The sequence below is a fragment of the Streptomyces sp. NPDC059371 genome, from assembly GCF_042751995.1.
In the GTDB taxonomy this organism is placed as follows: Bacteria; Actinomycetota; Actinomycetes; order Streptomycetales; family Streptomycetaceae; genus Streptomyces.
In genome coordinates, this window is sequence record NZ_JBHYXD010000017.1 from 97538 (window position 1) to 123559 (window position 26022).

At 71.5% G+C, this 26022-nt stretch carries 17 protein-coding genes and 1 tRNA gene; 8 read left to right on the plus strand and 10 right to left on the minus strand.

What is annotated here, in order from left to right; all coding sequences use genetic code 11:
* From ACFXGX_RS13060 to ACFXGX_RS13070, 3 genes are all read right to left on the minus strand, one after another.
* Nucleotides 1-1881 (minus strand): BTAD domain-containing putative transcriptional regulator (locus tag ACFXGX_RS13060; protein WP_384789042.1); only part of this gene is annotated, 1881 nt, incomplete at its 3' end.
* A 388-nt stretch (nt 1882-2269) separates the two neighbouring features.
* Nucleotides 2270-3127, minus strand: a complete 858-nt coding sequence (locus ACFXGX_RS13065; RefSeq protein ID WP_384789137.1) for a glycosyltransferase family 2 protein — start codon at nt 3125-3127, stop codon at nt 2270-2272.
* Nucleotides 3128-3297: 170 nt separating this feature from the next.
* The gene (locus ACFXGX_RS13070; protein WP_384789045.1) at nt 3298-3723 is read right to left on the minus strand and encodes a DUF3052 domain-containing protein; all 426 of its coding nucleotides are present in this window, start codon (nt 3721-3723) and stop codon (nt 3298-3300) included.
* Nucleotides 3724-3993: 270 nt separating this feature from the next.
* Here ACFXGX_RS13070 and ACFXGX_RS13075 point away from each other — a divergent pair, with 270 nt between their 5' ends.
* Nucleotides 3994-5556, plus strand: a complete 1563-nt coding sequence (locus ACFXGX_RS13075; protein WP_384789048.1) for an APC family permease — start codon at nt 3994-3996, stop codon at nt 5554-5556.
* A 258-nt stretch (nt 5557-5814) separates the two neighbouring features.
* On the opposite strand, the gene ACFXGX_RS13080 is transcribed toward ACFXGX_RS13075, so the two are convergent.
* Both ACFXGX_RS13080 and ACFXGX_RS13085 read right to left on the minus strand, forming a co-directional pair.
* Nucleotides 5815-7428 carry an MFS transporter gene (locus tag ACFXGX_RS13080; protein ID WP_384789051.1) on the minus strand — a complete coding sequence of 538 codons (1614 nt, stop codon included), beginning with the start codon at nt 7426-7428 and terminating at the stop codon, nt 5815-5817.
* Nucleotides 7429-7689: 261 nt separating this feature from the next.
* Nucleotides 7690-8181, minus strand: a complete 492-nt coding sequence (locus ACFXGX_RS13085) for a MarR family winged helix-turn-helix transcriptional regulator (RefSeq protein WP_384789054.1) — start codon at nt 8179-8181, stop codon at nt 7690-7692.
* Between the two features lie 836 nt (nt 8182-9017).
* On the opposite strand from ACFXGX_RS13085, the gene ACFXGX_RS13090 reads away from it, so the two are divergent.
* From ACFXGX_RS13090 to ACFXGX_RS13120, 7 genes are read left to right on the plus strand one after another with little or no spacing between them, the layout of a single operon-like run.
* Nucleotides 9018-10826 (plus strand): acyl-CoA dehydrogenase family protein, encoded by a 1809-nt coding sequence (locus ACFXGX_RS13090; RefSeq protein WP_384789057.1) that lies wholly within the window; start codon nt 9018-9020, stop codon nt 10824-10826.
* A 40-nt stretch (nt 10827-10866) separates the two neighbouring features.
* Nucleotides 10867-11160, plus strand: coding sequence for an acyl carrier protein (locus tag ACFXGX_RS13095; protein ID WP_384789060.1), 294 nt, complete (start codon nt 10867-10869; stop codon nt 11158-11160).
* Nucleotides 11157-15305, plus strand: coding sequence for an amino acid adenylation domain-containing protein (locus tag ACFXGX_RS13100; protein WP_384789063.1), 4149 nt, complete (start codon nt 11157-11159; stop codon nt 15303-15305). The genes ACFXGX_RS13095 and ACFXGX_RS13100 overlap by 4 nt, the downstream gene beginning before the upstream one ends.
* Nucleotides 15292-15756 (plus strand): SRPBCC family protein, encoded by a 465-nt coding sequence (locus tag ACFXGX_RS13105; RefSeq protein ID WP_384789066.1) that lies wholly within the window; start codon nt 15292-15294, stop codon nt 15754-15756. Before ACFXGX_RS13100 ends, ACFXGX_RS13105 begins: the two co-directional genes overlap by 14 nt.
* Nucleotides 15753-17090 (plus strand): beta-ketoacyl-[acyl-carrier-protein] synthase family protein, encoded by a 1338-nt coding sequence (locus ACFXGX_RS13110; RefSeq protein ID WP_384789069.1) that lies wholly within the window; start codon nt 15753-15755, stop codon nt 17088-17090. The genes ACFXGX_RS13105 and ACFXGX_RS13110 overlap by 4 nt, the downstream gene beginning before the upstream one ends.
* Nucleotides 17087-18328, plus strand: a complete 1242-nt coding sequence (locus ACFXGX_RS13115) for a beta-ketoacyl-[acyl-carrier-protein] synthase family protein (protein WP_384789072.1) — start codon at nt 17087-17089, stop codon at nt 18326-18328. The genes ACFXGX_RS13110 and ACFXGX_RS13115 overlap by 4 nt, the downstream gene beginning before the upstream one ends.
* Nucleotides 18325-19209 (plus strand): NADPH-dependent F420 reductase, encoded by an 885-nt coding sequence (locus tag ACFXGX_RS13120; protein WP_384789075.1) that lies wholly within the window; start codon nt 18325-18327, stop codon nt 19207-19209. The genes ACFXGX_RS13115 and ACFXGX_RS13120 overlap by 4 nt, the downstream gene beginning before the upstream one ends.
* Before the next feature lie 151 nt (nt 19210-19360).
* Here ACFXGX_RS13120 and ACFXGX_RS13125 read toward each other — a convergent pair whose 3' ends face one another.
* From ACFXGX_RS13125 to ACFXGX_RS13145, 5 genes are all read right to left on the minus strand, one after another.
* Nucleotides 19361-21649 carry an FtsX-like permease family protein gene (locus tag ACFXGX_RS13125; protein ID WP_384789078.1) on the minus strand — a complete coding sequence of 763 codons (2289 nt, stop codon included), beginning with the start codon at nt 21647-21649 and terminating at the stop codon, nt 19361-19363.
* Complete coding sequence (locus ACFXGX_RS13130) at nt 21646-22320, minus strand: ABC transporter ATP-binding protein (RefSeq protein ID WP_384789081.1); 675 nt, start codon at nt 22318-22320, stop codon at nt 21646-21648. Before ACFXGX_RS13130 ends, ACFXGX_RS13125 begins: the two co-directional genes overlap by 4 nt.
* Before the next feature lie 440 nt (nt 22321-22760).
* A tRNA-Thr gene (locus ACFXGX_RS13135) sits at nt 22761-22834 on the minus strand.
* 108 nt (nt 22835-22942) lie between these two features.
* Nucleotides 22943-24526 (minus strand): alpha/beta hydrolase, encoded by a 1584-nt coding sequence (locus ACFXGX_RS13140; RefSeq protein ID WP_384789086.1) that lies wholly within the window; start codon nt 24524-24526, stop codon nt 22943-22945.
* A gap of 272 nt (nt 24527-24798) precedes the next feature.
* Nucleotides 24799-26004 carry a DNA polymerase III subunit delta' gene (locus ACFXGX_RS13145; protein WP_384789089.1) on the minus strand — a complete coding sequence of 402 codons (1206 nt, stop codon included), beginning with the start codon at nt 26002-26004 and terminating at the stop codon, nt 24799-24801.
* Nucleotides 26005-26022 lie beyond the last annotated feature (18 nt).

Sequence of the window (26022 nt, forward strand, 5' to 3'; positions counted from 1 at the left end):
TGGGGGGCTGTGGTTGGTGTCTCGTCCTTGTGGGGTGTGGTGGGCGCGTGGTGTGTCTGGGGCCGCGGGGGGCGTGGCTGGTTTTTTTGTGGGTGGGCGCCCCCCCCCCCACGACCCGGCGGTCGTCGTGGCGCCGGGTTTCCCGCTGTCCGCACGAGCGGATGCACCGGCGAACGCGTCTGCGGACGCTCCGTCGTCGAGGTCGTCGGGGTCGCCTGTGCCGCCGGTCGGGGGTGCCGGCTCCTCCGGGTGCGTGCGGCGCGGGAAGTTCTCCGGGTCCAGGACCCGGAACAGGCGGTCGCGGACGTCCTCGCGTCCGGTGAAGTGAGCTGGAGGCGGAGGGAGTTGAGCGGGCCGGGGCGGCGAGGCGACGCCCCGCCCACCCAGGGCGGAACCGCCCCCGGGCTCCGCGCCGCCACCGTCTCCATCCGGGCCGACGTATCCGTCCCGACCACGGCCGCCATCGCCGTCCCGGCCACCGCCGCCTTCGCTCCCGGCACCGCCGGCATCGCCGACCCGACCGCCATCGCCATCGCGGCCGGCGCTCCGGTACCGGCCACCGCCGCCTTCGCGACCAGCGCTCCCGGCACCACCGGCACCGTCGGCATCGCCGGCCCGGCCGCCATCGCCATCGCGGCCGGCGCTCCGGTACCGGCCATCGTCGCCGCCAGTACCGTCGTTCCGGCCTGCGCTCCCGGCCCGCCAGGCACTCCTGACCTGATCGATGTCCCCGTCCCGGCCACGGCCATGGTCACCGTCACCGTCACGACCAAGGCTCCCAGCACCGCCGTCAGCCCTGATCCTGTCGCCGTCGCCGCTCCGAGCGCCATCCCCGTCGCTGTAGCCCTCACCGCTCCAAGCCCGATCGCGGCCCCCGTCGGCGTCGCCACTCCGGTCGCCGCTCCCCGCGCGGTCGCTGTCGCCCTCCGCCCGCCGGCCCCGGCCGTCGTCCCGGCGTCTGTCGCCGCCGCCCCTTCGCCGGTCCGCTCCCACGCCCGGAATCCAGTCGCCGCCCTCTTCGCCGCTCCCGTCCGGACGGGGCCCGTTCCCGCTCATGGCCCGGTCCCCGGCGTGGCCCCCGCCCGGGGGCACATCGGTGGCACGGGCCTCGCCCGGAACCCGGTCGTTGTCCCGCAGGATCTCCAGGTGGGCCCTGCGCACGGCCGGCCCGGGCTCGATGCCGAGGTCGTCGAGCAGGCGTGCCCGCAGGTCGCGGTGGACGGCGAGAGCCTCGGCCTGGCGTCCGGTGCGGTGCAGCACCAGCATCAGCAGCCGGTGGAACGACTCGCGGAGCGGATGCTCGGCCGTGCGGGCGGCCAGCTCCGGTGCCAGCCGGTCGAGCCGGGACGCCGTGGGATCGAGGCGCAGCTCCGCCTCGTACCCCCACTCCAGGACGAGCAGCCGGCCCTCCTCCAGACGCTGGACGAAGGCGTGTCCGCCGGTCTCGGGCGGCAGGCCGCTCAAGGGGGTGCCACGCCACAGCGCGAGGGCGGCGGTGGACTCGCGCAGCGCCCGCTCCCAGTCGCGTTCGGCGTGCGCGTCACGTGCGAAGGTGGCGTGCCGCTCGAAGACGCGGACGTCCAACTCGCCCTCGCCGACGCGCAGGACGTACCCGGGCGGTACCGCTCGCAGCCGTTCCGGATCGTCGAGGAGGCGGCGCAGCCGGGTCGCGTGGTTCTGCAGGGACGCCTGGGCGGAGGCGGGCGGCGCCCCGCCCCACAGCGCGTCCTTGAGCGCGTCCACGGAGACGACCCGGCCCGGTTCGAGGAGCAGCGCGGCCAGCAGGGCACGCATCTTCCGGCCGCCGATCGAGACGACCTCGCCATCGGCGTCGTACAGGACCGGCGGCCCCAGCAGCCCGAACCGCAGCCCGTTCCGCATACGCCGCCCCACTGCCTTTCCGCCCGGCCGCGCCGGCCGCGCACCACGGCGGTTTCGCGCCGTCCCAGGACGGGTTCACGCCGGTCAAGTGATCGTTCCCGAGGGAACCGTTGGCCATATGTTAGCGATCCGTTGGCGCGGGCTGATGTGATCAAGCCATCGGATCTGGCCCGACGGTGCGCGCGTACTACGCGTAACTCGGGGGAGTGTCGCCGCCGCGGCCGGATCCGGGGACGTCAGAGGCCCCGGTCGTCGAGGTGATCGACCGGGGCCTCCGTCCGTGTCCGGCCCGGTGAACCGCCCCGGATGACAAGCCGTGCCAATCCGGCCGACGAGCGGCTGGAACGGCGAGCCGGCTCGCAGGACGAGCCGGCTGTCGACGTGCGGGTCAGATGACCGGCGGGCGGCCGAGGCGGGTGAGTCGCCAGACCGTCCGCCACCGCATAGGGCGCCGCTCTCCGCCGGGCCGCCGCAGCCCCTCCGCGAATCCGCCGAACCAGGCCCTCAGTCCACCGGCCGACCGCGTCCGCAGCAGCGTGAGCACGATCCAGATCCCCAGGTGCACGGGGATCAGCGCCAGGGGCAGCCGGCGGCGGGTGAGCCAGACCCGGTTGCGGGCGGTCACGCGGTAGTAGATGGCGTGCCGGGCGGGCGAGGTCTTGGGATGCTGGAGCAGCAGTCCGGGCTCGTAGAGCACGGTCCAGCCGGCGTCGATGGCCCGCCAGGCGAGGTCGGTCTCCTCGTGCGCGAAGAAGAACTCGGCGGGCCAGTCCCCGGTCTCGGCGAGCATCGGCATCGACAGCGCGTGGCCGCCCCCGAGGAAGCCGGTCACCGGTCCGCCGCGCATCGGGTCCTTGGCGCCGACCCTCGGCACATGGCGGCGCTGCGTCTCCCCGTGCTCGTCGGCGATGCGGAAGCCGACGATGCCGAGCCGCGGCCGGGCGGCGTACAGGTCGCGCACCTTGCGCAGCACGTCGCCGTCGACGAGGAGCCCGTCGTCGTCGAGTTCGACGACCACGTCCACGTCCCCGAACTCACGCAGCCGGCTCAGGCCGACGTTCCGGCCGCCGGGGCAGCCGAGGTTGTCGTCCAGCTCGACGGTGGTCACCTCGCCCGGCAGGCCGAGGCGTCCGGCGAACTCGGGCAGCGGGCAGCCGTTGCCGACGATCACGATCCGGGCGGGGGCCACGTCCTGCTTGGCCACGGAGGTGAGCAGCGCGTCGACCTCGACGGGCCGGTTGCCCATGGTCACCACGGCAACGGCGATCCGTGGCCCCTCCTCCGCCTGCGACACGACACCCACCCCATCCCGGCCGACAACTGTGCCGCGATGCTAGTCGTTCACCGGGATGACCCCTCAAGTACGCCGACAGGTCCGCCGTACGTACGTCCTGATCTACGCCCATAAGTACAGGATCAGGAGCGCCGGTTCTCCTTGCGGCGGACGAATTTCAGTCCCGACCAGTCCTCCCCCAGGGCCGCCACCTTCACGTCGACGAGCCCGAGCGGCAGGAAGAGGTCCCGCAGATCGTTCTCCGCGATGTCGCTCCTGTGCCCGGCCGCCCGGCGGGGCCAGGCGATCCACAGCATGGCCTCGTCCGCGAGGTCGCCGGCCAGCCCGGCCGCCCGCGCCGCCAGTCCGGCGCGCTCCCGGAAGAAGGCGAGGGTGACATCCGCCCCTTCCGGTCCGCTCTCCCCGGCCTCGCAGTCCTCGGGCAGCCCGGGAATCTCCCAGCCGGGCGGAGCGTGGACCAGCCGCACCCGATGCCCCGCCTTGATACCGATCTTCCGGGCGAGCGGTGTACCGGAGTACCCGCCGCCCGCAGCGCTGGATCCCGTCATCCCCGCAGGATGGCACCGCCCGGCCCGGTCGGCCGCGTACACGGCGCCGTCGGCTCCCCGGCGCACGGGAGCGCGAAGGTGTCCGCGCAGGTGTGGCGGCCGCCCGGGGCACGCTCGACTACCGGTTGTCGGCGAGCGGGTTCATGCTGGTGAGAGCGGCCCGGTCCCCCGGACGTCCCCGGTGATTCCCGGGATGCCCGAGGCTGCCGAGCCGGGGACAGCGTGCGCCCGGTCCACCCCGGCGGGCGCCACCAGGTTCCGGAGGGCGCCATGAGCTCACCATCCGTCCCGCCGCCCGCGCCACTGCCGCCGTGCGGCCCCGGGACCACGGACAAGGGCCTCAAGGGCGGCGCCCTGGGCCTGTTCTCCAGCACGGTAATCGGGCTGGCCTCCACCGCCCCCGCCTACAGCCTGGCGGCGACCCTCGGCGTGATCGTCGGGATCGTGGGCTTCCAGTCGCCGATCGTGGTCATCCTCGCGTTCGTCCCGATGTTCCTGATCGCCTACGGCTACAAGGAGCTGAACCGGGCCGACCCCGACTGCGGCACCACGTTCACCTGGGCGGCCCGGGCCTTCGGCCCCCGTACCGGCTGGCTGGGCGGCTGGGGCATCGTCGCGGCCGACATCATCGTGATGGCCAACCTGGCGCAGATCGCCGGCGCGTACGGCTTCCAGCTCATCGGCGCGGACGGGCTGGCGGAGAACACCTTCTGGGTCACCTTCGTCGGCGTCCTGTGGATCGCCCTGATGACCCTGATCTGCTACATCGGCATCGAACTCTCGGCCAACCTGCAGAAGGCGCTGCTCACGATCGAGATCGTGGTGCTGTTCCTGCTGGCGATCACCGCGCTGGTCAAGGTGTACGGCGGTACGGCGCCGAACGTCTCCTCGGAGATCTCGTGGTCGTGGTTCAACCCCTTCGAGATCAACTCGTTCGACGACCTGACCAAGAGCATCCTCGCCGGAGTGTTCATCTACTGGGGCTGGGACACCGCGGTGTCCGTGAACGAGGAGACCGTCGACCGCGACCGCACACCCGGCCGCGCGGCCGTCATCTCGACCGTCATCCTGCTGCTCGTCTACGTCCTGGTCACCACGTCCGCGCAGGCCTTCGCCGGTGTCGGCGACAAGGGCATCGGCCTGGGCAACCCGGACAACTCCGGAGACGTCCTCTCCAGTCTCGGCGCCGAGGTCTTCGGCACCGGAGGCTGGGGCACGGTCGCCACCAAGCTCCTGATCGTCATGGTGCTCACCTCGGCGGCGGCCTCCACGCAGACGACCATCCTGCCGACCGCCCGCACCACGTTGTCCATGTCCGCGTTCAAGGCCATCCCGCAGCGCTTCTCCCGCATGCACCCCCGGTTCCTCACCCCGACCTGGTCCACGGTGGGCATGGGGATCGCCTCGATCGTCTTCTACGTCATCCTGACCCGGGTGAGCGAGAACGTCCTGGCCGACTCCATCGGCTCGGTCGGCCTGATGATCGCCTTCTACTACGGACTCACGGGCTTCACCTGCGTCTGGTACTACCGCAAGGTCCTCACGCGCAGCCCGCGCGACCTGTGGACGCGCGGGATCATGCCGGGCCTGGGCGGCCTGCTGCTCCTCTACTTCTTCATCAACGCCTGCATCGTGTACGCCGCAGCCGACTACGGCAGCACCTCGTGGACCCTGCCGTTCCCGCCGCACTGGCAATTCGGCGGCGTCTTCGTCACAGGCATCGGCGCCCTCCTCGTCGGAGCCGTCCTGATGTTCGTGTACAGCGCGATCCGCCCGTCCTACTTCCACAAGGAGACGATCCCGGTGTCGTCCCACGACCGGGACGGCCACTGATCCCCCCACAACCGGAACGGGGGCGCGCGCGCCCCGCGGGGGCGCGGCGCGCGCGGGGCGGGGGCGGGCGACCGGGTGGGAGCACCCCGGCGCCGGGGGCCCCCCCACGCCCGGGCCGGCCACTGAGCCCCCCCCCACCCCCCCGGCCCCCCACCCGGGCGGCTGGGGCGCGGGCCGGCGGCCGTGCCGGGACAGCGGTGAGCCGCCCCGGTGGCGCGGGGGAAGTGACCACCGGGGCGGTGCTGAGGGGCGATGACGTCAGGCCGAGGCGCCCACCGCGACGTCCGTCGAGCCGTCGGGGCGCACTTCGCCGTCTTCGTCGACGTCCGGCGGAATGGTCGACACCGCGCTGGCGTGGAGATCCTTCGTACGCAGCATCGTGAAGCCGATGACCGCGGCGACGAACCCGAGGATCGCGCTCAGGGTCATGGCGCCGTGGAAGGCGCTCATGAACGCGTCCTGCCCGGTGGCCAGCACCTTGTCGCGCAGCGGTCCCGCGGACTGGGCGACGGCGTCGAGAGAGCCGGCGCTGATGCCGTGCGCGGCCTCCTCCGCGGCGCCGCTCCCCATCTGCTTGCCGACCGCCGAGGACGTGAAGTCGTCGGCAATGCTGTGCTGGAAGTACGCGCCGACGCCGGCGATACCGACCGCGATACCGACCTGCTGGAACGTCTCGTTGATGCCGGAGGCGACACCGGCCTTGGCCGGTTCGGTGACGCCGATGGCCAGCGCCGCCCGGGCCGGGTTGAAGGCGCCCATGCCGAAGCCGGAGATGACCAGCGCCGGGACGAGCACGGTCCACGACGAGTCGGCCTCGGTGAGGTTCAGGAACAGGATGCCGACGGCCATGACCAGCGTCGAGCCGCCCAGCAGCACCCGGAAGGGAACCTTGCCGATGAGCCCGCCGCCGAGCGCGCCGGCGACGAACATCGCGCCGGTCAGCGGCAGGAACCTGAGGCCCGTGCCCCAGGCGTCCACGTGCAGCATGTTCTCCAGGTAGCTGGTCTCGAAGAACACCGACGGCAGGGCGCCGGCGTTGCCGATCATGGCGACGAGGGAGATGCCCACGAAGGTGGGACTGCGGAAGAACGCCAGGTCGATCAGGGCCCGCTCGCCCAGCCGGCGCTCGATGGCCACGAAGAGCACCAGGAACAGCGCGCTGGCCGCGTACAGACCGAGCGTGGTGCCGCTGGTCCAGCCCTCCACCGGCCCGCGGATGGTGGCGAAGACCAGCGCTCCGAGCGCGATGCTGAAGGTGGCCAGACCGGTCCAGTCGGTGGGATGGGCCCGCTTGTTGAGCGACTCACGGACGCGCAGCGCGCCGACGAGGAGGGCGAGCACGCCGACCGGCACGTTGATGTAGAAGATCCAGCGCCAGGACAGCGCGTTGATCAGCGAGCCGCCGATGAGCGGGCCGGTGGCGACGGCGAGACCGACGGCGGCACCGAACGCGGTGAAGGCGGTCGCCCGCTCCTTGCCGTGGAACTCGTGGCTGAGCATGGCCGGACCGACCGCGAACATGATGGCGGCGCCGACACCCTGGACGGCGCGGAACCAGCTCAACTGACCGGATCCGTCGGCCAGTCCACAGGCCAGGGAGGCGACGGTGAAGATGGCGAAGCCGACCTGGAAGACCTTCTTGCGGCCGATCCGGTCGGCGAGCGATCCCGCCGCCACCAGGAAGATCGCCAGCGTGAGGGCGTAGGCGTCGAACACCCATTGGAGGTCGGCGAAGCTGCCGCCCAGGGAGCGATGGATCTGCGGCAGCGCGATGGAGACCACGCTCAGATCGAGCATCAGCATGAACGAGCCCAACGCGACGATCCCGAGTGTCCACCACCTAGTGGGCGACGGAGCGCGTTCTGCGGACATGCGAGAACCTTCCAATCAACAGGATCCTTAGATGATGGAAATCTAGATGATTGGAAAGCCATACGTCAACGTTCGTGACGGTCGGTAGCGACCGGCGCGTCGGCCGACGACCGACCTGCCCTATCACCGGAGCGCGGTCACCCACAGTGACGAGCCCGGGTACGACAGAAGCCCGCGGCGCCGTCGAAACGGCACCACGGGCTTCGTGGGCTTCTGAGTCGAGAGAGAAGGGGGGAGGGAAGCGCGGGCGGAAGGCTGGTGTCAGTCGGAGCAGACCGAGGCGGGCCAGCGACCCGCCATGAGGATGCCCAGCATCTTGCGCAGCGCCTCGCGCTCGTCCTCCGCGAGTGCGCCGAAGAAGGCCGACTCGACCTCCGTGGCCACCCGGTCCGCCGTCGCGAGCGCCGCACGGCCGGACTCCGTGAGGATCAGGTTGTAGCGCCGCCGGTCGGCCGGATTGCGCCGGCGCTCGACATGCCCGTTGCGCTCCATCTCGTCGATCACCGTCACGACGGTGGTCGGATCGAGATTGAGCAGCCGGCTGAGGTCCTGCTGCGAGAGCTCGGGCCCGCCGGCCAGCGCGGCCAGCACGAAGAAGTCGCGGATGCGCATACCGACCCCGGCCAGCGCCTTCTCCACATCCTCCACCAGCACCAGCCCGGCCTTGTGAAGCAGATAGCCGGGCCGCTCGGCGATGAGGAAGTCCTTCCGGGGGGATGCCCCGTGCTGCTCGGCGTTACCGCTGCGCACCATGAGCCGACTCCTTCAATCGTGGCAGTCTCCACCATCGAAGATACAACGGTTCTCCGGCGGACAACCCCTCCCCCTGGCGGGATCCCGCCGACCGGGGCCCGGCACCCCCCGGCGGCGGCCACTAGAACGACAGATTCCGGACCAGGGGGAATTCACCCGTCCGCAATCGGCGACGCGGCCCCGCACGTTACATCGATGCAAAATCGAACGGACCATCACGGTCCGCGTTCCTGAAATGGAATCGATCATTCTCCAGGAATGGACGAGGTCAGACAATTGATGATCACGTGCGGAGTCGGGCATTCAGCCGAGACGGCGAGGTGTCGCCTGTGTCTCGCATCACAGAGAGCGATGTGGCGCGCCTGCTAGGCTCCTTAATTGCCTGGCCAGAACATCGCTCTCAGCGACTCGAGCCACGCACGAGGAAAACAAGAGCGCTTCGCGCGACGGGGGAAAATAGAAATGGTTAATTTTTCGATCAGATGCTGTAGCGGACAACGCTGACGCCAGGGAAAGCGCGCTTCTCCGCGCCGATCCCACACCACTGGTGCCTAGGGCCGGTCTGACACAACTGGCCTGAAATCACTGGTCCGGCGTCCCACACCGGCCTGTTCGGCCGGTTCGGCGTCCATCACCCGCCTGCCGGCACCGGCACGGCATCCATCACTGATCCGACCTCATCCGACTTCAAAGGTCTGACACTGCGCACTGCGCCGCGCTACGCGCGTCGCGCCCTGTGCTCTTTTGTCACGCACCTCTCCATCACCACGGCCGTTTTTCGGACAGGGCTGCCATTCGACGCCGCTGTCCTCTCCAGCATGGAATGGAAAAGCTCGATGAAACAATCAAGCACTGCCCTCGCCGAAGCCCTGGAGGACTGGCTCGGCGACCCCGCGGTGGAGCGGAACTCCTTATCGTTCGCCGGGGCTCTGGAGCTCGACGAACGCGATGAACTCCCGTCCGCGGGAATCGAACGGGTCCGTGCTTTCGGATTCAACCGTTATTTCGTTCCTGAACGACTGGGGGGCGATCTCCGGGCCACCGAGGACATCCTCATGCTGACCAGGGTCATCGCCCGCCGGGACATGAACGTCGCGGTGAGCGAGAGCACCCAGGTCTGGATGATGCTCGCCTGGGTCGGCGGGAACGCCGAGCAGCAGGAGAAGCACGCGGCCACGGTCCTCGCCGGCGGGGTCATACCCTGTCTGGCCTACTCCGAGCCGGAACACGGCGCCGACCTGGCCGCCAACCGCTTCACGGCCGCCCCGGACGGCGGACAGTACGTCCTGACCGGCGAGAAGTGGCCGATCAACCGGGGCCGGACCTCCACCCACGTGGTCCTGCTCGGCATCACCGGCGACGAGACCACGCCGGCCAAGCGGCAGCAGTCCATGTTCCTCGTGGACCGGTCGCAGATCATCTCCGGCGAGGTGTCCGGGGTCCCCCGCGTCCCGACCTACGGCCTGCGCGGCTGCGACATCAGCGGAATCGCCTTCGACGGCGCCCGGGTGGACGCCTCGGCCCGGCTGGGCGCCGAGGGCGAAGGACTCGAACTGGCCCTGCGCGGCCTCCTGATCACCCGGACCTTCTGCACCGGCCTGTCACTCGGCACGGGCGACACCATGCTGCGGACCGTGACCGGGTTCCTGTCGGAACGGATCCTCTACGACGGACCCGCGACCGAGATCCCGTACGTCACCGAATCCCTCGCCAACGCCTACGTGAACCTGCTCGTCGCGGAGTGCGAGAGCCTCGTCGCGATGCGCGGACTGCACCTGTACACCGAGCAGTTCAGCATCTGGGCGAACCTGGCCAAGGTGGAGGTGGCCCGCCTGGTCGACTTCAACAGCAAGGCGCTGGCCCGCACGCTGGGCGCCCGGTACTTCATGCGCGCCGCCGAACACGTGGGAACTTTCCAGAAGATGCTCCGCGACGGCGCCGTCGTATCGGTCTTCGACGGCAGCGAGCCGGTCTGCCTGGACAGCCTCGCGCTCCAACTGCCCGCCCTGGCCAAGGCACAGGGGCACACCCCGGACGAGGACTGGCGGGCGCTGTACGACCTGCGGGCCGAACTGCCCGACTTCGAGCCACACCGGGTCAGCGTGTTCGGGCGCGGCAGGGACGCCACGTTCGCGAGCCTGCCCGCGCTGATCACCCGCCTCGCGGAGCTGTCGCCGTCCGCCGGCTGCGACGCGGACCGGCTCGACGTCCTGCGCGGCCGGGCCGAGGAACTGCGGCGGGAACTCGACGCGCTGCTCGCACGGGTCCACGAGGTACGGCAGTCGAGCGCCGGGCCGGCCGCGCAGCCGACGGCCTCCGCCAAGTCCACCCCGCCCCGGCTGATCCGGGTGGCGGAGGAGCTGAGCGCCCTGCACGCCAAGGTCGCCGCTCTCGGCGTGTGGCTGTTCAACCGGGACCACCTCGACGAGTTCTTCGCCGACGGCGAATGGCTCCAGGCCGCGCTGGCCCGCCACCACGTCCACCAGTACGAGACCGGCGACCTCGACCCGGAGACCGCCCACCGGCTCTTCGCCCAGCTCAACTCCCAGTACGCCACCGACGAGTTCTTCTCGATCCGCCGGATGCGCATGGCCGCGCCCGGCGCACGCGAGGCCGGCCAGGGCCATGAGTCGAACGCCGCCTGACAACCCCTCACTGCCGAACACCGGAAGGTATCGACCTGCGATGAGCACCACCGACATGACGATCGACGAAGTGAAGAGGGTCCTCCTCGAGGCCGTGGCCACCGAGGCGGGCGTCCCGGCCGCCGAGCTGGAGACCGACCGGCCCTTCACCGACTACGGCCTGGACTCCATGGCGGCGCTGACCGTCGGCATGGAGATCGAGGACGTCTGCGGCCTCTCCGACCTGCCCGTGGACCTGCTCTGGGACCACCCGACGGTGGACACCCTGTCCGAGGCGCTGTGGAAGCTGATGACCGCCGAGCCCGTCTCCGCGGCCATGGACGGCACGCGATGACGACAGCGCGTCCGACGACGACGGCCGACACGACGGCTCCCGAGGGCTCGACGGGCCCCTCGGTCCGGACGGGTGAGCGGGCCTCCGCGGCTCCGTCGGCACCGACGGCTCCAATCGACTCCGTGCGTCCCGTCAACGCCCAGCAGGCCGGCCTGTGGTTCATCCACGAGACCGACCCGGGGTGCTCCGCCTACCACATCGTGTTCGGCGCCGAGGTCACCGCCGACGCGGAACTCGGCGTCCAGGCCCGGGACATCCTCGACGGCCTGACCCGTGAACACGAAGCCCTCCGGACCGGCTTCCGGGCCGGCCCGGAGGGGCCCGAGCAGTTCGTGCGCGACGCCGTGCCGCTCGACATCCGCCTCACCGACGTACGGGGGACGGACCCGCGGGAGCTGCGGGACCTCGTCAGGACGGACAGCCGGACCCCGTTCGACCTGTCCCGGCCGCCGCTGTGGCGCGTGCACCTCTACCGCACCGGCGAGCGCACCTGGGTGTTCACCCTCGTGATGCATCACATCGCGGCCGACTTCTGGTCACTGGCCCTGCTCCTCTCCGAGGTCCGCGGCCGCCTGGAGGGAACGCCGGGCCGGTTCACGCTCGACGGCGCCGCCTTCGCCGCGTACGCCGACCAGCAGCAGACCTTCCTGGCCGGCGAGAAGGCCCGGACGCTGCGCGACGGCGAGGAGAAGCGGCTGGGCGACGCACCGACCCATCTGGATCTCTACGGCGACCGGCCGCGCCCGCCCGCGCCGTCCTACGACGGCGGCTCGGCACCGTTCGCGCTGTCCGCAGCCACGACCGAAGCGGTACGCCGACTGGCGCGGGAGACCTCGGCGACGCCGTACACGGTGCTGCTGTCGGCGTACTTCGTGCTGCTGAGCCGGCTGAGCGGCCAGTCGGACATCGTGGTCGGCACCCCGACCTCGGGCCGGCTGCACCGGCGGTTCCGCGACGCCCTCGGCAACTTCGTCAACACCGTCGTCGTACGGGGCGAGGTCGACGAGGAGTCGACGTACCGCCGGCTGCTCACCGCCTCCCGCGAGCGGGTGCTCGAAGCCATGCGGGCGCAGGAACTGCCCTTCCCCTGGCTGGTACGGGAACTGGCCCCGCCGCGGGATCCGAGCCGGACGCCGCTGTACCAGGCGGGCTTCGCCTGGGACCGGCTGCCGTTCCTCTCCGACATGGACGCGTTCTTCCTCCTGGAGCCGGGCCAGGGCGGTGAGCTGGACATCGCCGGCGCCACCCTGCGGCCCTACCCGCTGCCGCAGCAGGAGGGCCAGACCGATCTGTGGATCGAGATGGGCGCGGAACGCGACGGGGCCTTCGCGGGTGTCCTGCGCTACAACACGGACATCTTCGGCGCGGGCACGGCCCGGGAACTCGCCGCCACGTTCGTCACCACGGTGGAGACCCTGGTCACCCACCCGGACGAGGCGCTGCGCGACCTGGTGCGCGGCGACGAGCGGCAGCGGGCCCGGCTCGCCGCCTGGGGTACCGGACCCGAGCGGGAGATCCCGGAGGCCCGGCTGCCGGAACTCTTCCGGGACCAGGTCACGCGGACGCCCGGCGCGACCGCGCTGACCGCCGACGGCGAGGACTGGAGCTACGCGCGGCTCCTGGACGCGGTCGAGCGGACCGCGGCCGCCCTGCGGACGGCCGGCGTCGCGCCGGGCGACCGGATCGCGGTCATGGCCGAGCGCGGCGCACCGCTCGTGGCCTCGCTGCTGGCGGTACTGGACGTGGGCGCCGCGTACGTCCCGCTCGACCCGAAGCTCCCCGTCGAGCGGCTGACGTACATGGCCGAGGACTCCCGCGCACGGCTCCTGATCAGCCAGAGCGACCTGCGCGACAGCCGGCTGCCCGGCCTTCCGGTGCTGGAACTGGACGACCTGGCCGCCGGAGTGAGCGGCACCGGCACGGACGGGGCCGAGGACGGGGCCGAGGAAGCAGTGGCGCAGGCCGGCGGCGGAGACGCGACGGCCGCCACGGCCTCCTCCGACCCCGCGGCCGGTTCTTCCGACCTGGCCTACATCCTCTACACCTCGGGCTCCACCGGGCGCCCCAAGGGTGTGGCGATCCCCCATAGCGCGCTGACGAACCTGCTCCTCGCGATGCGGGACGACACCGGATTCGCCGCGTCGGACAGCCTCCTCGCCGTCACCACGATCTCCTTCGACATCGCCGGCCTGGAGCTGTACATGCCCCTGGTGGCCGGTGGCCGGGTCATCGTGTGCGACAGCACGACCGCCGCCGACGGCGCCGCCCTCGCGGCCCGCATCGACGACTCCGGTGCCACCTGGATGCAGGCCACCCCCACCTCCTGGCGCATGCTGCGCGACGCCGGCTGGAAGGGCGAAGCACGTCTCAACGTCCTGTGCGGCGGAGAGGAACTCCCGCTGGATCTGGCCGAGTTCCTGGCCGAACGGGTGGCGAGCCTGCGCAATGTGTACGGGCCGACCGAGACGACCGTATGGTCCACCTCCGGCCGGGTGGAGCCCTCGTCCGGCATCGACATCGGCGCGCCCCTCGCCAACACCCAGCTCCACGTCCTCGACCCGCAGGGCCGTGGCGTCGAGCCGGGAGTCCCCGGCGAGCTGTGGATCGGCGGCGACGGCCTCGCCCTCGGCTACTGGGACCGGCCGGAGCTGACCGCGGAGCGGTTCGTCACCGGACTGCCCGCCGCCCCGGACCGGCGTCTCTACCGCACCGGTGACCGGGCCCGCTGGACGAGCGACGGCCGGCTGCTGCACCACGGCCGGCTGGACAACCAGGTCAAGCTGCGCGGCTACCGCATCGAGCTCTCCGAGGTCGAGGCCGTCCTCGGGGCGGTGGACGGCGTCTCCACGGCCGTCGTCGTGGTCCGCGACGACCGGCTCGTCGCCTATCTGGTCGCCGAGCCCGGGACCGAGCTGCGGACGGCGGACATCAAGTCGGCGGCCGCGGTGTCGCTCCCGCCGTACATGGTGCCCGGCATCGTCATGATCCTCGACGAGCTGCCCCTGACCGCCAACAAGAAGATCGACCGGAACCGGCTGCCGGAACCCGTCGTCGCCTCGGGCGCCGGATTCGAGCAGCCGCGCGACGCGACGGAGATCGTCCTGGCGCGGATGTGGACCGAGATCCTCGGGATCTCCCAGGTCGGCATCCACGACAACTTCTTCGACGTGGGCGGCCACTCGCTGCTCGCCGTCCGGCTCAGCGCGGCCATCCGCACCGAGTGGGACGTGGACGTCCCGATCTCCGACATGCTGCGCCAGGGCACCATCGCCGAACTGGCCGCCATCGTGCGGTCCGGCGGCCAGGGGACCTCGCGCACTCCCGTCGTCACCTTGCGGGAAGGAACGGCGGACGAGCGGCCCGTCTTCCTGTTCCACCCCTTCGGCGGCACCGTGTTCTGCTACGTCGAGCTGACCCACCACCTCCCGCAGGGCAGGCCGGTCCTGGCCATCGAGGCCCCCGGCATCCAGAACGAGGGCGAGGCGGAGATCAGCGTGGAGGCCATGGCCACCCGCTACATCGAGTACCTCAGGGAGATCCAGCCGGCCGGCCCGTACGCCCTCGGCGGCTGGTGCTTCGGCGGTGTCATCGGCTACGAGGTGGCCTGCCAACTGCGTGCCGAGGGCGAGGAGATCGAGTTCCTGATCGGCATCGACAGCCGGGCGCCCATCGAGGAGAACATCCCCGAGTCCGCGGACGACTCCACGATCCTCTCCTGGTTCGCCCGGGACCTCGCCGTGCCCGCCGGGAAGACGCTCGACATCCCCGCGGACCATCTGCGGACCCTCGGCGGTGACGCCGCGTTCGACCACATCCTCGAACGGGCCGCCGCCATCGGCGTCCTCGCCGAGGACGCGGACCGCGCGCAGATCCTGCGCTACTTCGAGGCCTACCTCGCCAACGGCATCGCCCTGCAGACCTACCTGCCCGAGCCCGCCGAGCTGGACCTGGTCCTGCTGCGCGCGGCCGACGAGCCCGCCGAGTACGGGCCGAAGCTCGGCTGGGAGGCCCTGATCAAGGGATCACTGAACGTCATGGACGTCCCCGGGGACCACAACTCGGTGATGTATCCGCCGCACGCCGAGACCGCCGCACGGGCGATCGCACCCCACATGGAAGGAGCCACCGACAATGGCGACCACTGAACCGGTCAAGGCCGAGTACGCGTTCCGTCTCCCGGTGACGCCCAAGGAGGCGTTCGCGCGGATCTCCGACCCCGCGCAGGACCCCGTATGGCAGGCGGCGTGCGTGGACGTGAAGCTGCTCGACGGGGAGCCGCGACCCGGCGGCCGGTACGAGATCACCTTCCAGCTCATCGGCAAGCGGATGGAATTCACCGTCGAGATAAGCCAGTTCGAGCCCGGCCGGCGCTCGAAGTTCCACACCCTCGACGGGCCGTTCCACTACGTCGGCACCTACGACTACGCCGAGAACGAGGACGGGACCACCACCGTGCACTGGACGTTCGAGGTGGAACCCGGGGACTACTTCGGGATCATGCCGAAGTCCCTGCTCAGGAAGGTGCTCGTCAACTCGGTGAAGAAGGACTCCGGAAAGCTCGCGGCACAGCTCGGACAGGGAGCACGCAACCGATGAACACACGTCAGGACAGCGCCCGCCAGGGCACCACCCGCCAGAACAAGGCCCGTCAGGACGAGGCCACGAAGGTCGTCGTCACCGGGCTCGGGGAGATCACCGCGCTCGGCGAGGACGTGGCCGGCACCTGGGACGCCATGCTGCGCGGCGAGAGCGGCTTAGGCCTGCTGGACGGGGAGTCCTGGGCCAAGGACCTTCCGCCGCTGCTCGGCGGGCGGTCGAAGACGGACCCCGGTCTCGGTCTTGAGTATCAGCAGCGCCGGCGGCTGAGCCGCTCCGCCCAGTTCGCGGTGAAGGCCGCGGCGGAGGCGTGGGCCGACGCGGGACTCGACGACGCGCCCACGGCCCCGCACCGGGTCGCCGTGGTGGTCTCGGCCGCGCTCGGCGACATGACCTCGATCATCGACGGCTGGGAGGCGCTGAAGACGCGGGGCTGGCGACGCGTACCCCCCATGACCGTGCCGATGTCCATGGGCAACGGCTCCGCGGCGGCCGTCGCCCTGCTGGTGAACGCGCGCCTCGGCGTGCACGCGACGGTGAACGCCTGCTCCTCCGGCACCCAGGCGCTGGTCACGGCGGCCGAACTGATCCGCGGCGGGGACGCGGACATCGTGGTGGCGGGCGGCGCCGAGGCCCCTCTGCACCCCTTGGTCCTGTCCTCGTTCGCGGCCATGCGGGCGCTGTCGCAGCGGGTCGACGACGCCGCGTCCGCCTGCCGCCCGTTCGACGCGGACCGCGACGGGATGGTCCTGGGCGAGGGTGCCGGCATCCTCGTCCTCGAGTCCGAGCGGCACGCGCGGGAGCGCGGCGCCCGGATCTACGCCGAGCTCGCCGGCGTGGGCATCTCGTCGGACGCGTACCACATCGTGCAGCCGGAGCCGAACGGCACCGGCACCGTAGCGGCCGTCCGCGCCTCGCTGGAGGACGCCGGTGTGACACCCGCGGACGTCGCGCACTTCAACGCCAACGGCACGGCGACCGGACCCGGCGACTCGTCCGAGGCCCGCGCGGTGCGGGCGGTGTTCGGGGACGCGGAACACGGTCCCGCGCTGACCGCGAACAAGTCGATGACCGGGCACAGCCTCGGCGCGGCGGGCGCGATCGAGTCGATCACCACGATCCTCTCCCTGTACCACGGCCTGGTGCCGCCGACCCGCAACTTCACCCGCCTCGACGAGGGCGTCTCGGTCGACGTGGTCCACGGCGGCCCGCTCAAGCTGGGACCCGAGCAGAACGTCGCGGTGAAGAACTCCGCCGGGTTCGGCGGCCACAACGTGGCCCTGACCTTCCGGGGCCCGGTCGACCGCGCCGACGGAGAGGCGGACGTGACGTGACGTCGTCCGAAGGCCGGGACCACGGCGCGGTCGTGACCGGGCTGGGCGCCCTGACACCGCTCGGCGCGAACGCGGCCGACGCGTGGCAGGCCCTGCTCGACGGCCGGTCCGGAGTACGGCGCCTGGACGAGGAGCGCGAGGACTGGCCCGCGGATCTGCCGGTGCGGATCGCCGGGACGGTGACCGCGGACCCGGTCGAGGTGCTCGGCCGGGTCCAGGCCCGCAAGCTCGACCGCGGGGAACAACTGGCCGTGGCGGCGGCCCGCGAGGCCTTCCAGGACGCGGGTCGGCCCCCGGTGGAACCGGAACGCCTCGCCGTGGTCGTCGGCACCGGGATCGGGGGCATCCTGAGCGCGCTCGGACAGGACGACCTGTACGAGCGGGCGGGCATGCGGAAGCTGTCGTCGTACGCGGTCCCCATGCTGATGCCGAACGGTCCGGCGGCGTGGGTCAGCATCGATCTGGGGGCGCGGGCGGGGGCCCGCGCCCCGGTGAGCGCCTGTGCCTCGGGCGCCGAGGCGATCGCCCTGGCGCTGGACCTGATCCGGCTGGACCGAGCCGACGTCGTGGTGGCCGGGGGCACCGAGGCCAGTCTCCATCCGTTCCTGGTGGCCGCGTTCGCGCAGATGAAGGCGCTGTCGCGGCAGGAGGGGGACCCGGCCGCGGTGTCCCGGCCGTTCGACGCGGCCCGCTCGGGCTTCGTGATGGCCGAGGGCGCCGCGGTCATGGTCCTCGAACGCGCCGAGTTCGCCCGCGCCCGGGGCGCCCGTGTCTACGGCACGGTGGCCGGCGCGGCCGTGAGCTCCAGCGCCCGGCACATCTCGGCGTCCGACACCGAGGGGCAGGTCCTCGCGATGCGGGCGGCGCTGCGGGACGCGCGACTGGAAGCCCGCGATGTCGGCCATGTGCACGCCCACGCCACCTCGACCCCCGGCGGTGACCTCGCCGAGGCCGAGGCGGTCGCGAAGGCACTGGGCGAACATCCGGTGGTAACCGCGACGAAGTCGATGACCGGTCACATGCTCGGCGCCTCGGGCGCGTTCGGCGCGATGTCCGCGCTGCTCGCGCTCCACCACGGGGTGGTCCCCGCCACCCGCAACCTGGACGAACCCGACCCGGCCGTCCGGCTGGACGTGGTCAGCGGCACCAACCGCACGGGCCGGTGGGACGCGGCACTCGCCAACTCCTTCGGCTTCGGAGGACACAACGTCAGCCTGGTGCTGACGCGTACGACATGAGCGGGGACCGGGGAGACGCGTACGGCGTGAGCGGGGACCGGGGAGACGCGTACGACATGAGCGGGGACCGGGGAGACGCGTACGGCGTGAGCAGGGACCGGGGAGACGCGTACGGCGTGAGCGGGGACCGGGGAGACGCGTACGGCGTGAGCGGGTACGGGGGAAGGGGGAGCACGGTCATGACGATCGGGGTGCTGGGGACGGGCGGGATCGCCGTCACCCTGGCGACGATGTTCGCGCGGGCCGGACACGAAGTACGCCTGGGCCCGGGGGCGCCGGGTCCGCTCGCCGTCGCCGACCCGGGGGAGGCGCGCGGCGCGACCGGCCTCGGGGGTGGGGGCGGGGCGCTCGTGTCCGGCGAAGGCAGGGCGATCGTGTCCGGCGGGAGCGAAGCGACGGTGACCAGCGCGGGCGGAGCGGTCGTGTCCGGCGGGAGCTGCGAGGAGGTGGTCGCGCGGTCCTCGGTGATCGTCCCCGCCTTTCTCGGCGTCCAGGGAGCGGTACAGCAGCTCAGGCCCTGGCGGGCAGGTCTGCGGGGGAAGATCCTGGTGGACATCACCAACCCGTTCACCGGCGGTCACATCGACTTCGTGGGCCCCTGGGCGGTCGGCGGCACCGAGGACCTCGCCGCCGCGTTCCCGGAAGCGCGGCTGGTGGGCGCCTTCAAGAACGTGTGGTGGGAGGCGTTCGACGGGTGCCCCGACCCGACCGCCCCCGACATCCACGTGATCTCCGACGACACCGAGGCGAAGCGGACGTTCCTGCGCCTGTGCGCCGCCACCCCCTTCACCTACGTCGACGCCGGCGGCCTGCACCAGGCCCGCCGGGTGGAACGGATGGTGTTGTCGGGAGTGAGCTCGACGGGGGTGTCGGCGGCCTGAGACGACGAAGGGGATGCCAAGGTCCTGAGCCGACGAAGGGGCCGTCCGGCCCACGGCCGGACAGCCCCTCGACACCTCGACAAGGCCCCGGTGGCTGGTCGGTGCGAACGGTCCGAGACCGGGCGGCCGCCTGTCGCACGGGGCCACCCCGTCAGTCCCGGCGGATGAGTTCCGGGTCGATACGGCGGCCCACCAGGGGCAGTGACCCCAGCGCCGCCATCGCCACCACCCCCGCCGCGGCGAGCACGAGCAGGGGAACACCGGCCACGTCCCAGCGGATCGCGCCGCCTCCGGTGATCAGGTAGCTGGACTCGGCGAGTTTGCCCGAGACCAGGGCCAGGACCAGTCCGAGGCCCAGGGGCAGCACGACCTGGGCGCACTGGACGGCCCGCATGGTTCTCGCCCGCGCGCCGATCAGCGTGACGGCGGTGACCTGCGCGCGACGCTCGACGGCCCGGTCGGTGACGGACACGAGGAAGGCGGCCACCCCGATGACCAGACCCATGATCATGCCCAGGGCGAGCAGGGTCTCGACCACGGAGATCTGCTCCAGCCCCTGGATGTTCAGCCCGACCAGTTCGATCTCGGCGATCGGAGCGACGGCGGCGATCCCGTCGAGGACGGCACGCACCCGCCCGGGGTCGGAACTGCCGGCGAGGAGAAACTCGGCGTCGCGGGGATGGGCGTCGGCGGGGAGGACCGATGGCGGAACGAGGAGTACGGCGCTGCCGACCGACGAGGCCGAATAGCCGCTGTAGACGATCCGCTCGTTGGGCACGGAAATGTTCAGCTTCTTGTCCTGGCCGCTGTCGGCACGGAGGCGGAAGGTGAACGACATGCCGGTTTTCAGGTAGGAACCCGAGCTCGAGTCGGTGTTGTCGAGCCTCAGCACCTCGCCATCCACGCAGCCCTCGGTGTGCACGGTCATCCGGCCGAGCTGGGAGCACGTGGCCACAAGCACCGTTTCCCAGGCAGGGTTGGTGCCGGACGTGGCGTTGGGATCGGCCCAGGAGTTCATGAGGACCGCGTGCGTACCGACGCCGGACACGGCAGTGAGATCCTGCTGCTGCCGCGTCGTGAGTCCCGACAGAGGCAGCGAGTACTCCTGCACGGGACCGGACGGGCGGGTCACCTGCTCGAGCTGGATGAGAACACCCTGGGCCAGCGAGGCGACGTAGACGAGCAGGACGAGACTGGTGACCACCCGCATCGTGCTGCCGGGCTCCGCCTCGTTGCGCCGCATCGCCATGTTGAGCGTCAGGGACCCGGTGGTCCGCGCCACCCTGCGTGCCAGCGCGTACGAGAGCAGCGGCAGGGTCAGCACCAGTCCGACGCCGGTCAGAACGACCCCGGCGACCACCAGCAGCGCGTTGACGCCGAGGCTGGAGGCGGGATGCCCCATCAGGCCCGTGGCGCAGAAGCCGCACACGATGCCGAGGCCGCTCAGCAGCAGCAGACCGACCCACTTGGACGGGGGCCGCGGCACCGCCGTACGCCGCACCGCGAGCGGGTTGGCGGTCGCGTCCCGCGCACTCTTGCGGCTGACGAGCCAAGCGAGGACGGGGCAGCCGACCAGGCAGACGGCGATCGTGACGACGGACAGGGCACCGTCGCCGGGATACCACCTCAAGCCCGGCAGACCGGCCCGGGACATCACCTGGTTGAGCAGCCAGTACTCGCCGAGTCCCAGCACCGCGCCGAGCAGTGCGGCGACGACGGTCTCGGCGGCGTTCACCCGCTGGGTGCCCTTGGTGCTCAGGCCGAGCAGACGCAGTGCCGCGAGGCGGCGCATCCGGCTGGCGGCGGAGAGCCGGGCGCAGACCGACAGGAAGATGCCCAGGGGCAGCAGGACCAGCGTGGCCAGGGCGAACCGCACATCGGTGAGGGTGGACGGCTCGACCGCGGGGAAGGGCGCGTAGCTGTACCCGAACCCTTTCAGGGTCCGGCCCTCGTGGGCCAGCTTGGCCCGGTCGGTCCCGACGTAGGCGTAGAGCTCGTCGGGATGGGCGAGCCCGGCCGGGCCGATCACGCCTGCCTCGCGTCCGGGCAGCAGGCCTTTGGCCGCGGGCGCGGACCGCAGCAGGTCATGCACGCGCGGGGAGACGAACACCTCGCCGGGAGCGGGGAGTTCGCTGAGTCCGGGGGGAAGCGCACGCGTGCCCCCGGTGCCCTTGGCGACGAACACCCGGGTGAACGACCGGGAGCCGTAGGCGTCGTCGCGCTGCAGGACGAGGGTGCCGTCCGCCGGCCCTTTGGCGGAGGTGACGGGCTGGCGGGCGGCGGCGCGGCCGTCGTGCGCGTCGAGGATCGCCGGAACGGTGAGGACGAGGGCGAGACAGCAGACGCCGATCGAACCGCCGGCGGCCATGAGGAGGAAACGTATGCGGTTGCCGCGTCCCGCCCCGAACAGCAGGCGCAGACCGAGCAGGAATTCCCTCACACGGCACCCCGTGGGCTGAGGACTCCGTCGGCCATGGTGTAGCGGGTGTCGGCCTGGGCGGCGACGGCCGGGTCGTGCGTCACCAGGATGACGGCGGTGCCCTGTGACCGGGCCAGGCCCAGGAACTCCTTGAGGACGGCCGAGGCGTTGGCGCTGTCGAGCGACCCCGTCGGCTCGTCCGCGAAGACGATCGCCGGCCGGTGCACCAGGGCCCGCGCGACCGCGACGCGCTGGCTCTGCCCGCCGGAGACCTGTCCGGGACGGCGCTCGCGCAGTTCACCGAGGCCGAGCCGTTCGAGCACCTTGCCGGCCGCCGCGAGTGCGGGGCCCTTGCGTTCTCCGGCCAGTCGCAGGGGCAGGGCGGTGTTCTCCTCGACGGTGAGTTCCGGCAGCAACTCGCCGTACTGGAAGACGAACCCGAACCGTTCCCGGCGAAGCGCGCTGATCTCGTCGTCGCCGAGATCACCGAGCGCCCGCCCTTCGAACCGCACCTGACCGCGCTTGACGGGAAGAACTCCGGCGAGGCAGTAGAGCAGCGAAGACTTCCCGGACCCACTCTGCCCGGTGATCGCCACGACCTCCCCGACGGACACCGAGAGATGAGCGTCAAGAACGGCCGGCTGATTGCCGTAGGAGAGGTCGACTCCCGTGGCAACAAGTATTTCTGACATGCTGTTGGCTTCCCCCAAAGAAGCGTGCGGGTCCAGGAGTACGTCCTGGACCCGCGATCTTGCCTGAGTGAGCGACTACCTCTGGTAGTGCTTGGTCGGCGAGCAGTTGTCAGGGTTCAGCGAGCCCTTGTCACGGCAGACGCGTATGTAGGCGTTGCTGGTTCACTGCGCGGCGTTGGGGTGGTCCGGGCCCAGCACCCGGATCCGGTCGGGCAGCAGAGTGGCCGACTCGTCGACCGCACCCTGCGCATCCCCAGCACACCCGAAACCGGGCACCACCCACGCAAGAGCTGCTGGCGGAGGTGGGCATCGGTGTCCCGCGACTGAGACTGGAACCCTGGGACCGGGGGCCACCGCAGGGCCCACACACGGCGCCGCCGCCACATCCGGAAAAAGCAAAAGCCCCAGGTCACGGCGAGTGAGTCCTGAGGCTTCCACAGAGCCGCCTTCGGGATTCGAACCCGAGACCTACGCATTACGAGTGCGTTGCTCTGGCCATCTGAGCTAAGGCGGCGCGCTGTCCACACCTATGGTGCGATCAGCAACGTCGGTAAGTCTACACAGTTTCCCGGGGTGCTCCGTACACCGCCCGGGGCGGGTGCTCCGGGGCGGCCCAGTGGGGCTATGAGCAGCGCTTTCCCTTCTCGGGAGGGGTGCCCTGGAGGAGGTAGCGGTTGATCGTGGAGTCGATGCAGGTGCTGCCACGACCGTACGCGGTGTGGCCGTCGCCGACGTAGGTCAGGAGCGTGCCGGAGGAGAGCTGGGAGGCGAGGGACTGCGCCCAGGGATACGGGGTCGCCGGGTCCCGGGTGGTGCCGACGACGAGAATCGGCGCCGCGCCCTTCGCCTCGATGCGGTGCGGCTCGCCGGTGTTCTTGACCGGCCAGTACGCACAGTTCAGCGAGGCCCAGGCAAGGCCCTCGCCGAAGACCGGGGACGCCTTCTCGAAGGCGGGGAGCGACTGCTCGACCTGGTCCGGGCCGGAGAAGGCCGCCGGCAGGTCGAGACAGTTCACGGCGGCGTTGGCGGACATCAGGTTCGCGTACCGACCGTCGGCGTCCCGCTCGTAGTAACTGTCGGAGAGGGCGAGCAGACCCGCGCCGTCGTTGTTCTTCATCGCGGACGTGAGCGCGTCACGGAGCTGCGGCCAGGCGCTCTCGTCGTACATCGCCGCGATCACACCGGTCGTCGCCAGCGCCTCTCCGAGCTTGCGGCCGTCCGGGTCCCCCGCCGGGATGGGCTCCTTGTCCAGTTGCCGGAAGAACGCCTTCAGGTTCCTGCCCACCTCGTCCGGGCTCGTACCCGCGTCGCCGAGCGGGCAGTCGCTGTGCCGCACGCAGTCCTTCGCGAAGGACTGGAACGCCGTCTCGAACCCCGCCGTCTGCTCCTCGTTGAGCTTGTGCGCGTTCAGGGACGGATCCAGCGCGCCGTCCAGCACCAGCCGGCCCACCCGGTCCGGGTAGAGGCCCGCGTACGTCGCCCCCAGCAGCGTCCCGTACGACGCCCCCACGTACGTCAGCTTCTCGTCGCCCAGCACGGCCCGCAGAATGTCCATGTCACGGGCCGCCTCGACCGTGGAGACGTGCCGCAGCAGATCGGGCGAGTGCGCCCCGCAGCCCTCGGCGAACTTCTTGAAGGCCTTGACGAGCTGATCCGTCTCCGGGCCGTCGTCCGGTGTCGTGTCCGTCTGCGTGTACGCGTCCATCGCGCGACCGTTGAGGCATTCGACCGGTTCGCTGCGGGCTACTCCCCGCGGGTCGACCGCCACCATGTCGTAGCGGGCCCGGACGTCCGCCGGATAGCCGATCCCGGCGTACGACTGGAGGTAGCCGACGGCCGAACCGCCCGGTCCTCCCGGATTGACCAGCAGCGAACCGAGCCGCTTGCCCGGCCCCGTGGCCTTCTTGCGGGAAACCGCCAGCCGGACGTCGCCGGAGCCGGGCTTCGCGTAGTCGAGCGGCGCCTTCATCGTCGCGCACTCGAAGCCGGGGACACCGCAACCGCGCCAGTTCAGCTTCTGCCCGTAGTACGGCGCCAGCGCCGACGGTGTGGCGCTCGGCAGCGCGGTGAGCACCGCCTCGGTCGTCGCGGCGGTCGTCGTGGAACTTCCCGAGGAGCAGGCGGAGACGATCAGCGCCGCGGCGGCCAGCAGTACACCGCTCGCACGGAGGGGGCGGGTCTGCCGTGGGGTGCGCCTCATGTGCATTTCGCGAGCGTAACCGTGCGCGATCAAATGATCACCTCCAGTCGCGGAAGCGGCCCGTACGAGTGACCCGGTCAACCGACCATCGGTCAGGTCGCTTCCCCACCAGGTCTACACCGAGCGGATCGGTCCTCGCCGACCGCACCGGTCGGACCACACCGGTCGGACCGCAACGGCCGAATCGCAACGGCCGGATCGACCGCACCGACCGGACAGGCCGCCCCTGACCAAGCCCACCGGACGAGTCTCCCCGCCCCGGGGGCGGCGCACCGGGATCAGCCCGCGCGGAGCGCCATCGTCATCGCCTCCACCGCCAGCAGCGGAGCGACGTTCCGGTCGAGCGCCTCGCGGCACGCGGCGATCGCGTCGATACGGCGCAGCGTCGACTCCGGCGAGCCGCCGCGGGCCAGCCGCTCCAGCGCGTCCTCCGCCTCGGCGTTGGCGATGGCCACGCGGGAGCCGAGCTGCAGGGCGAGAACGTCACGGTAGAAGCCGGTGAGGTCGATCAGGGCCAGATCCAGGCTGTCGCGCTGCGTACGCGTTCTTCGGCGCTTCTGCCGGTCCTCCAGCTCCTTCATGACGCCCGCCGTGCCCCGGGGCATCCGGCCGCCCTGCGCCGCGCCGAGCGCCGCCTTCAGCTCCTCGGTCTCTTTGACATCGACTTCCTCGGCGAGCTGCTTGGCGTCCTCGGACGCCGTGTCGATCAGCTCCTGGGCCGCCTTGAGACAGCCGCCGACGTCGTCGACCCGCAGCGGGAGCTTGAGGACGGCGGCCCGGCGCTGCCGGGCGCTCGGGTCCGTCGCGAGGCGGCGGGCCCGCCCGATGTGACCCTGCGTCGCGCGCGCTGCGGCCGCCGCCACGTCGGGCTCGATGCCGTCACGACGGATGAGGATGTCGGCGACGGCCTCGACCGGCGGGGTGCGCAGCGTGAGCAGCCGGCAGCGGGAGCGGATGGTCGGCAGCACGTCCTCGATGGACGGGGCGCACAGCAGCCAGACAGTGCGGGGAGCGGGCTCCTCGACGGCCTTGAGCAGGACGTTGCCCGCACCTTCCGTGAGACGGTCCGCGTCCTCCAGGACGATGACCTGCCAGCGGCCGCCCGCCGGGGAGAGCTGGGCGCGGCGGACCAGGTCTCGGGTCTCCTTGACGCCGATGGAGAGCAGGTCGGTACGGACGATCTGCACGTCGGCGTGGGTGCCGACCAGGCTCGTATGACAGCCGTCGCAGAACCCGCAGCCGGGGATTCCACCGAGCGCGCGGTCGGGGCTCACGCACTGCAACGCGGCCGCGAACGCGCGCGCGGCCGTGGAGCGGCCCGAGCCGGGCGGACCCGTGAACAGCCAGGCGTGCGTCATCTTCGACGCCTCGGGGAGCGGGGCTCTCGCGGCGACCGCCGTGACGAGGGCGTCGGCGTCCCGGGCAGCGGCGGCGAGCTGCGCGCTCACCTTCTCCTGGCCCACCAGGTCGTCCCACACAGGCATGGGCTCCGCCCCTTCCGT

Coding starts and splice junctions, on each gene's coding strand:
- ACFXGX_RS13075 (WP_384789048.1), top strand. CDS start 3,994: ATGAGCTCACCATCCGTCCCGCCGCCCGCGCCACTGCCGCCGTGCGGC.
- ACFXGX_RS13110 (WP_384789069.1), top strand. CDS start 15,753: ATGAACACACGTCAGGACAGCGCCCGCCAGGGCACCACCCGCCAGAAC.
- ACFXGX_RS13130 (WP_384789081.1), bottom strand. CDS start 22,320: ATGTCAGAAATACTTGTTGCCACGGGAGTCGACCTCTCCTACGGCAAT.
- ACFXGX_RS13105 (WP_384789066.1), top strand. CDS start 15,292: ATGGCGACCACTGAACCGGTCAAGGCCGAGTACGCGTTCCGTCTCCCG.
- ACFXGX_RS13090 (WP_384789057.1), top strand. CDS start 9,018: ATGAAACAATCAAGCACTGCCCTCGCCGAAGCCCTGGAGGACTGGCTC.
- ACFXGX_RS13100 (WP_384789063.1), top strand. CDS start 11,157: ATGACGACAGCGCGTCCGACGACGACGGCCGACACGACGGCTCCCGAG.
- ACFXGX_RS13145 (WP_384789089.1), bottom strand. CDS start 26,004: ATGCCTGTGTGGGACGACCTGGTGGGCCAGGAGAAGGTGAGCGCGCAG.
- ACFXGX_RS13065 (WP_384789137.1), bottom strand. CDS start 3,127: ATGGGCAACCGGCCCGTCGAGGTCGACGCGCTGCTCACCTCCGTGGCC.
- ACFXGX_RS13120 (WP_384789075.1), top strand. CDS start 18,325: ATGAGCGGGGACCGGGGAGACGCGTACGGCGTGAGCGGGGACCGGGGA.
- ACFXGX_RS13140 (WP_384789086.1), bottom strand. CDS start 24,526: ATGCACATGAGGCGCACCCCACGGCAGACCCGCCCCCTCCGTGCGAGC.
- ACFXGX_RS13085 (WP_384789054.1), bottom strand. CDS start 8,181: ATGGTGCGCAGCGGTAACGCCGAGCAGCACGGGGCATCCCCCCGGAAG.
- ACFXGX_RS13070 (WP_384789045.1), bottom strand. CDS start 3,723: ATGACGGGATCCAGCGCTGCGGGCGGCGGGTACTCCGGTACACCGCTC.
- ACFXGX_RS13080 (WP_384789051.1), bottom strand. CDS start 7,428: ATGTCCGCAGAACGCGCTCCGTCGCCCACTAGGTGGTGGACACTCGGG.
- ACFXGX_RS13095 (WP_384789060.1), top strand. CDS start 10,867: ATGAGCACCACCGACATGACGATCGACGAAGTGAAGAGGGTCCTCCTC.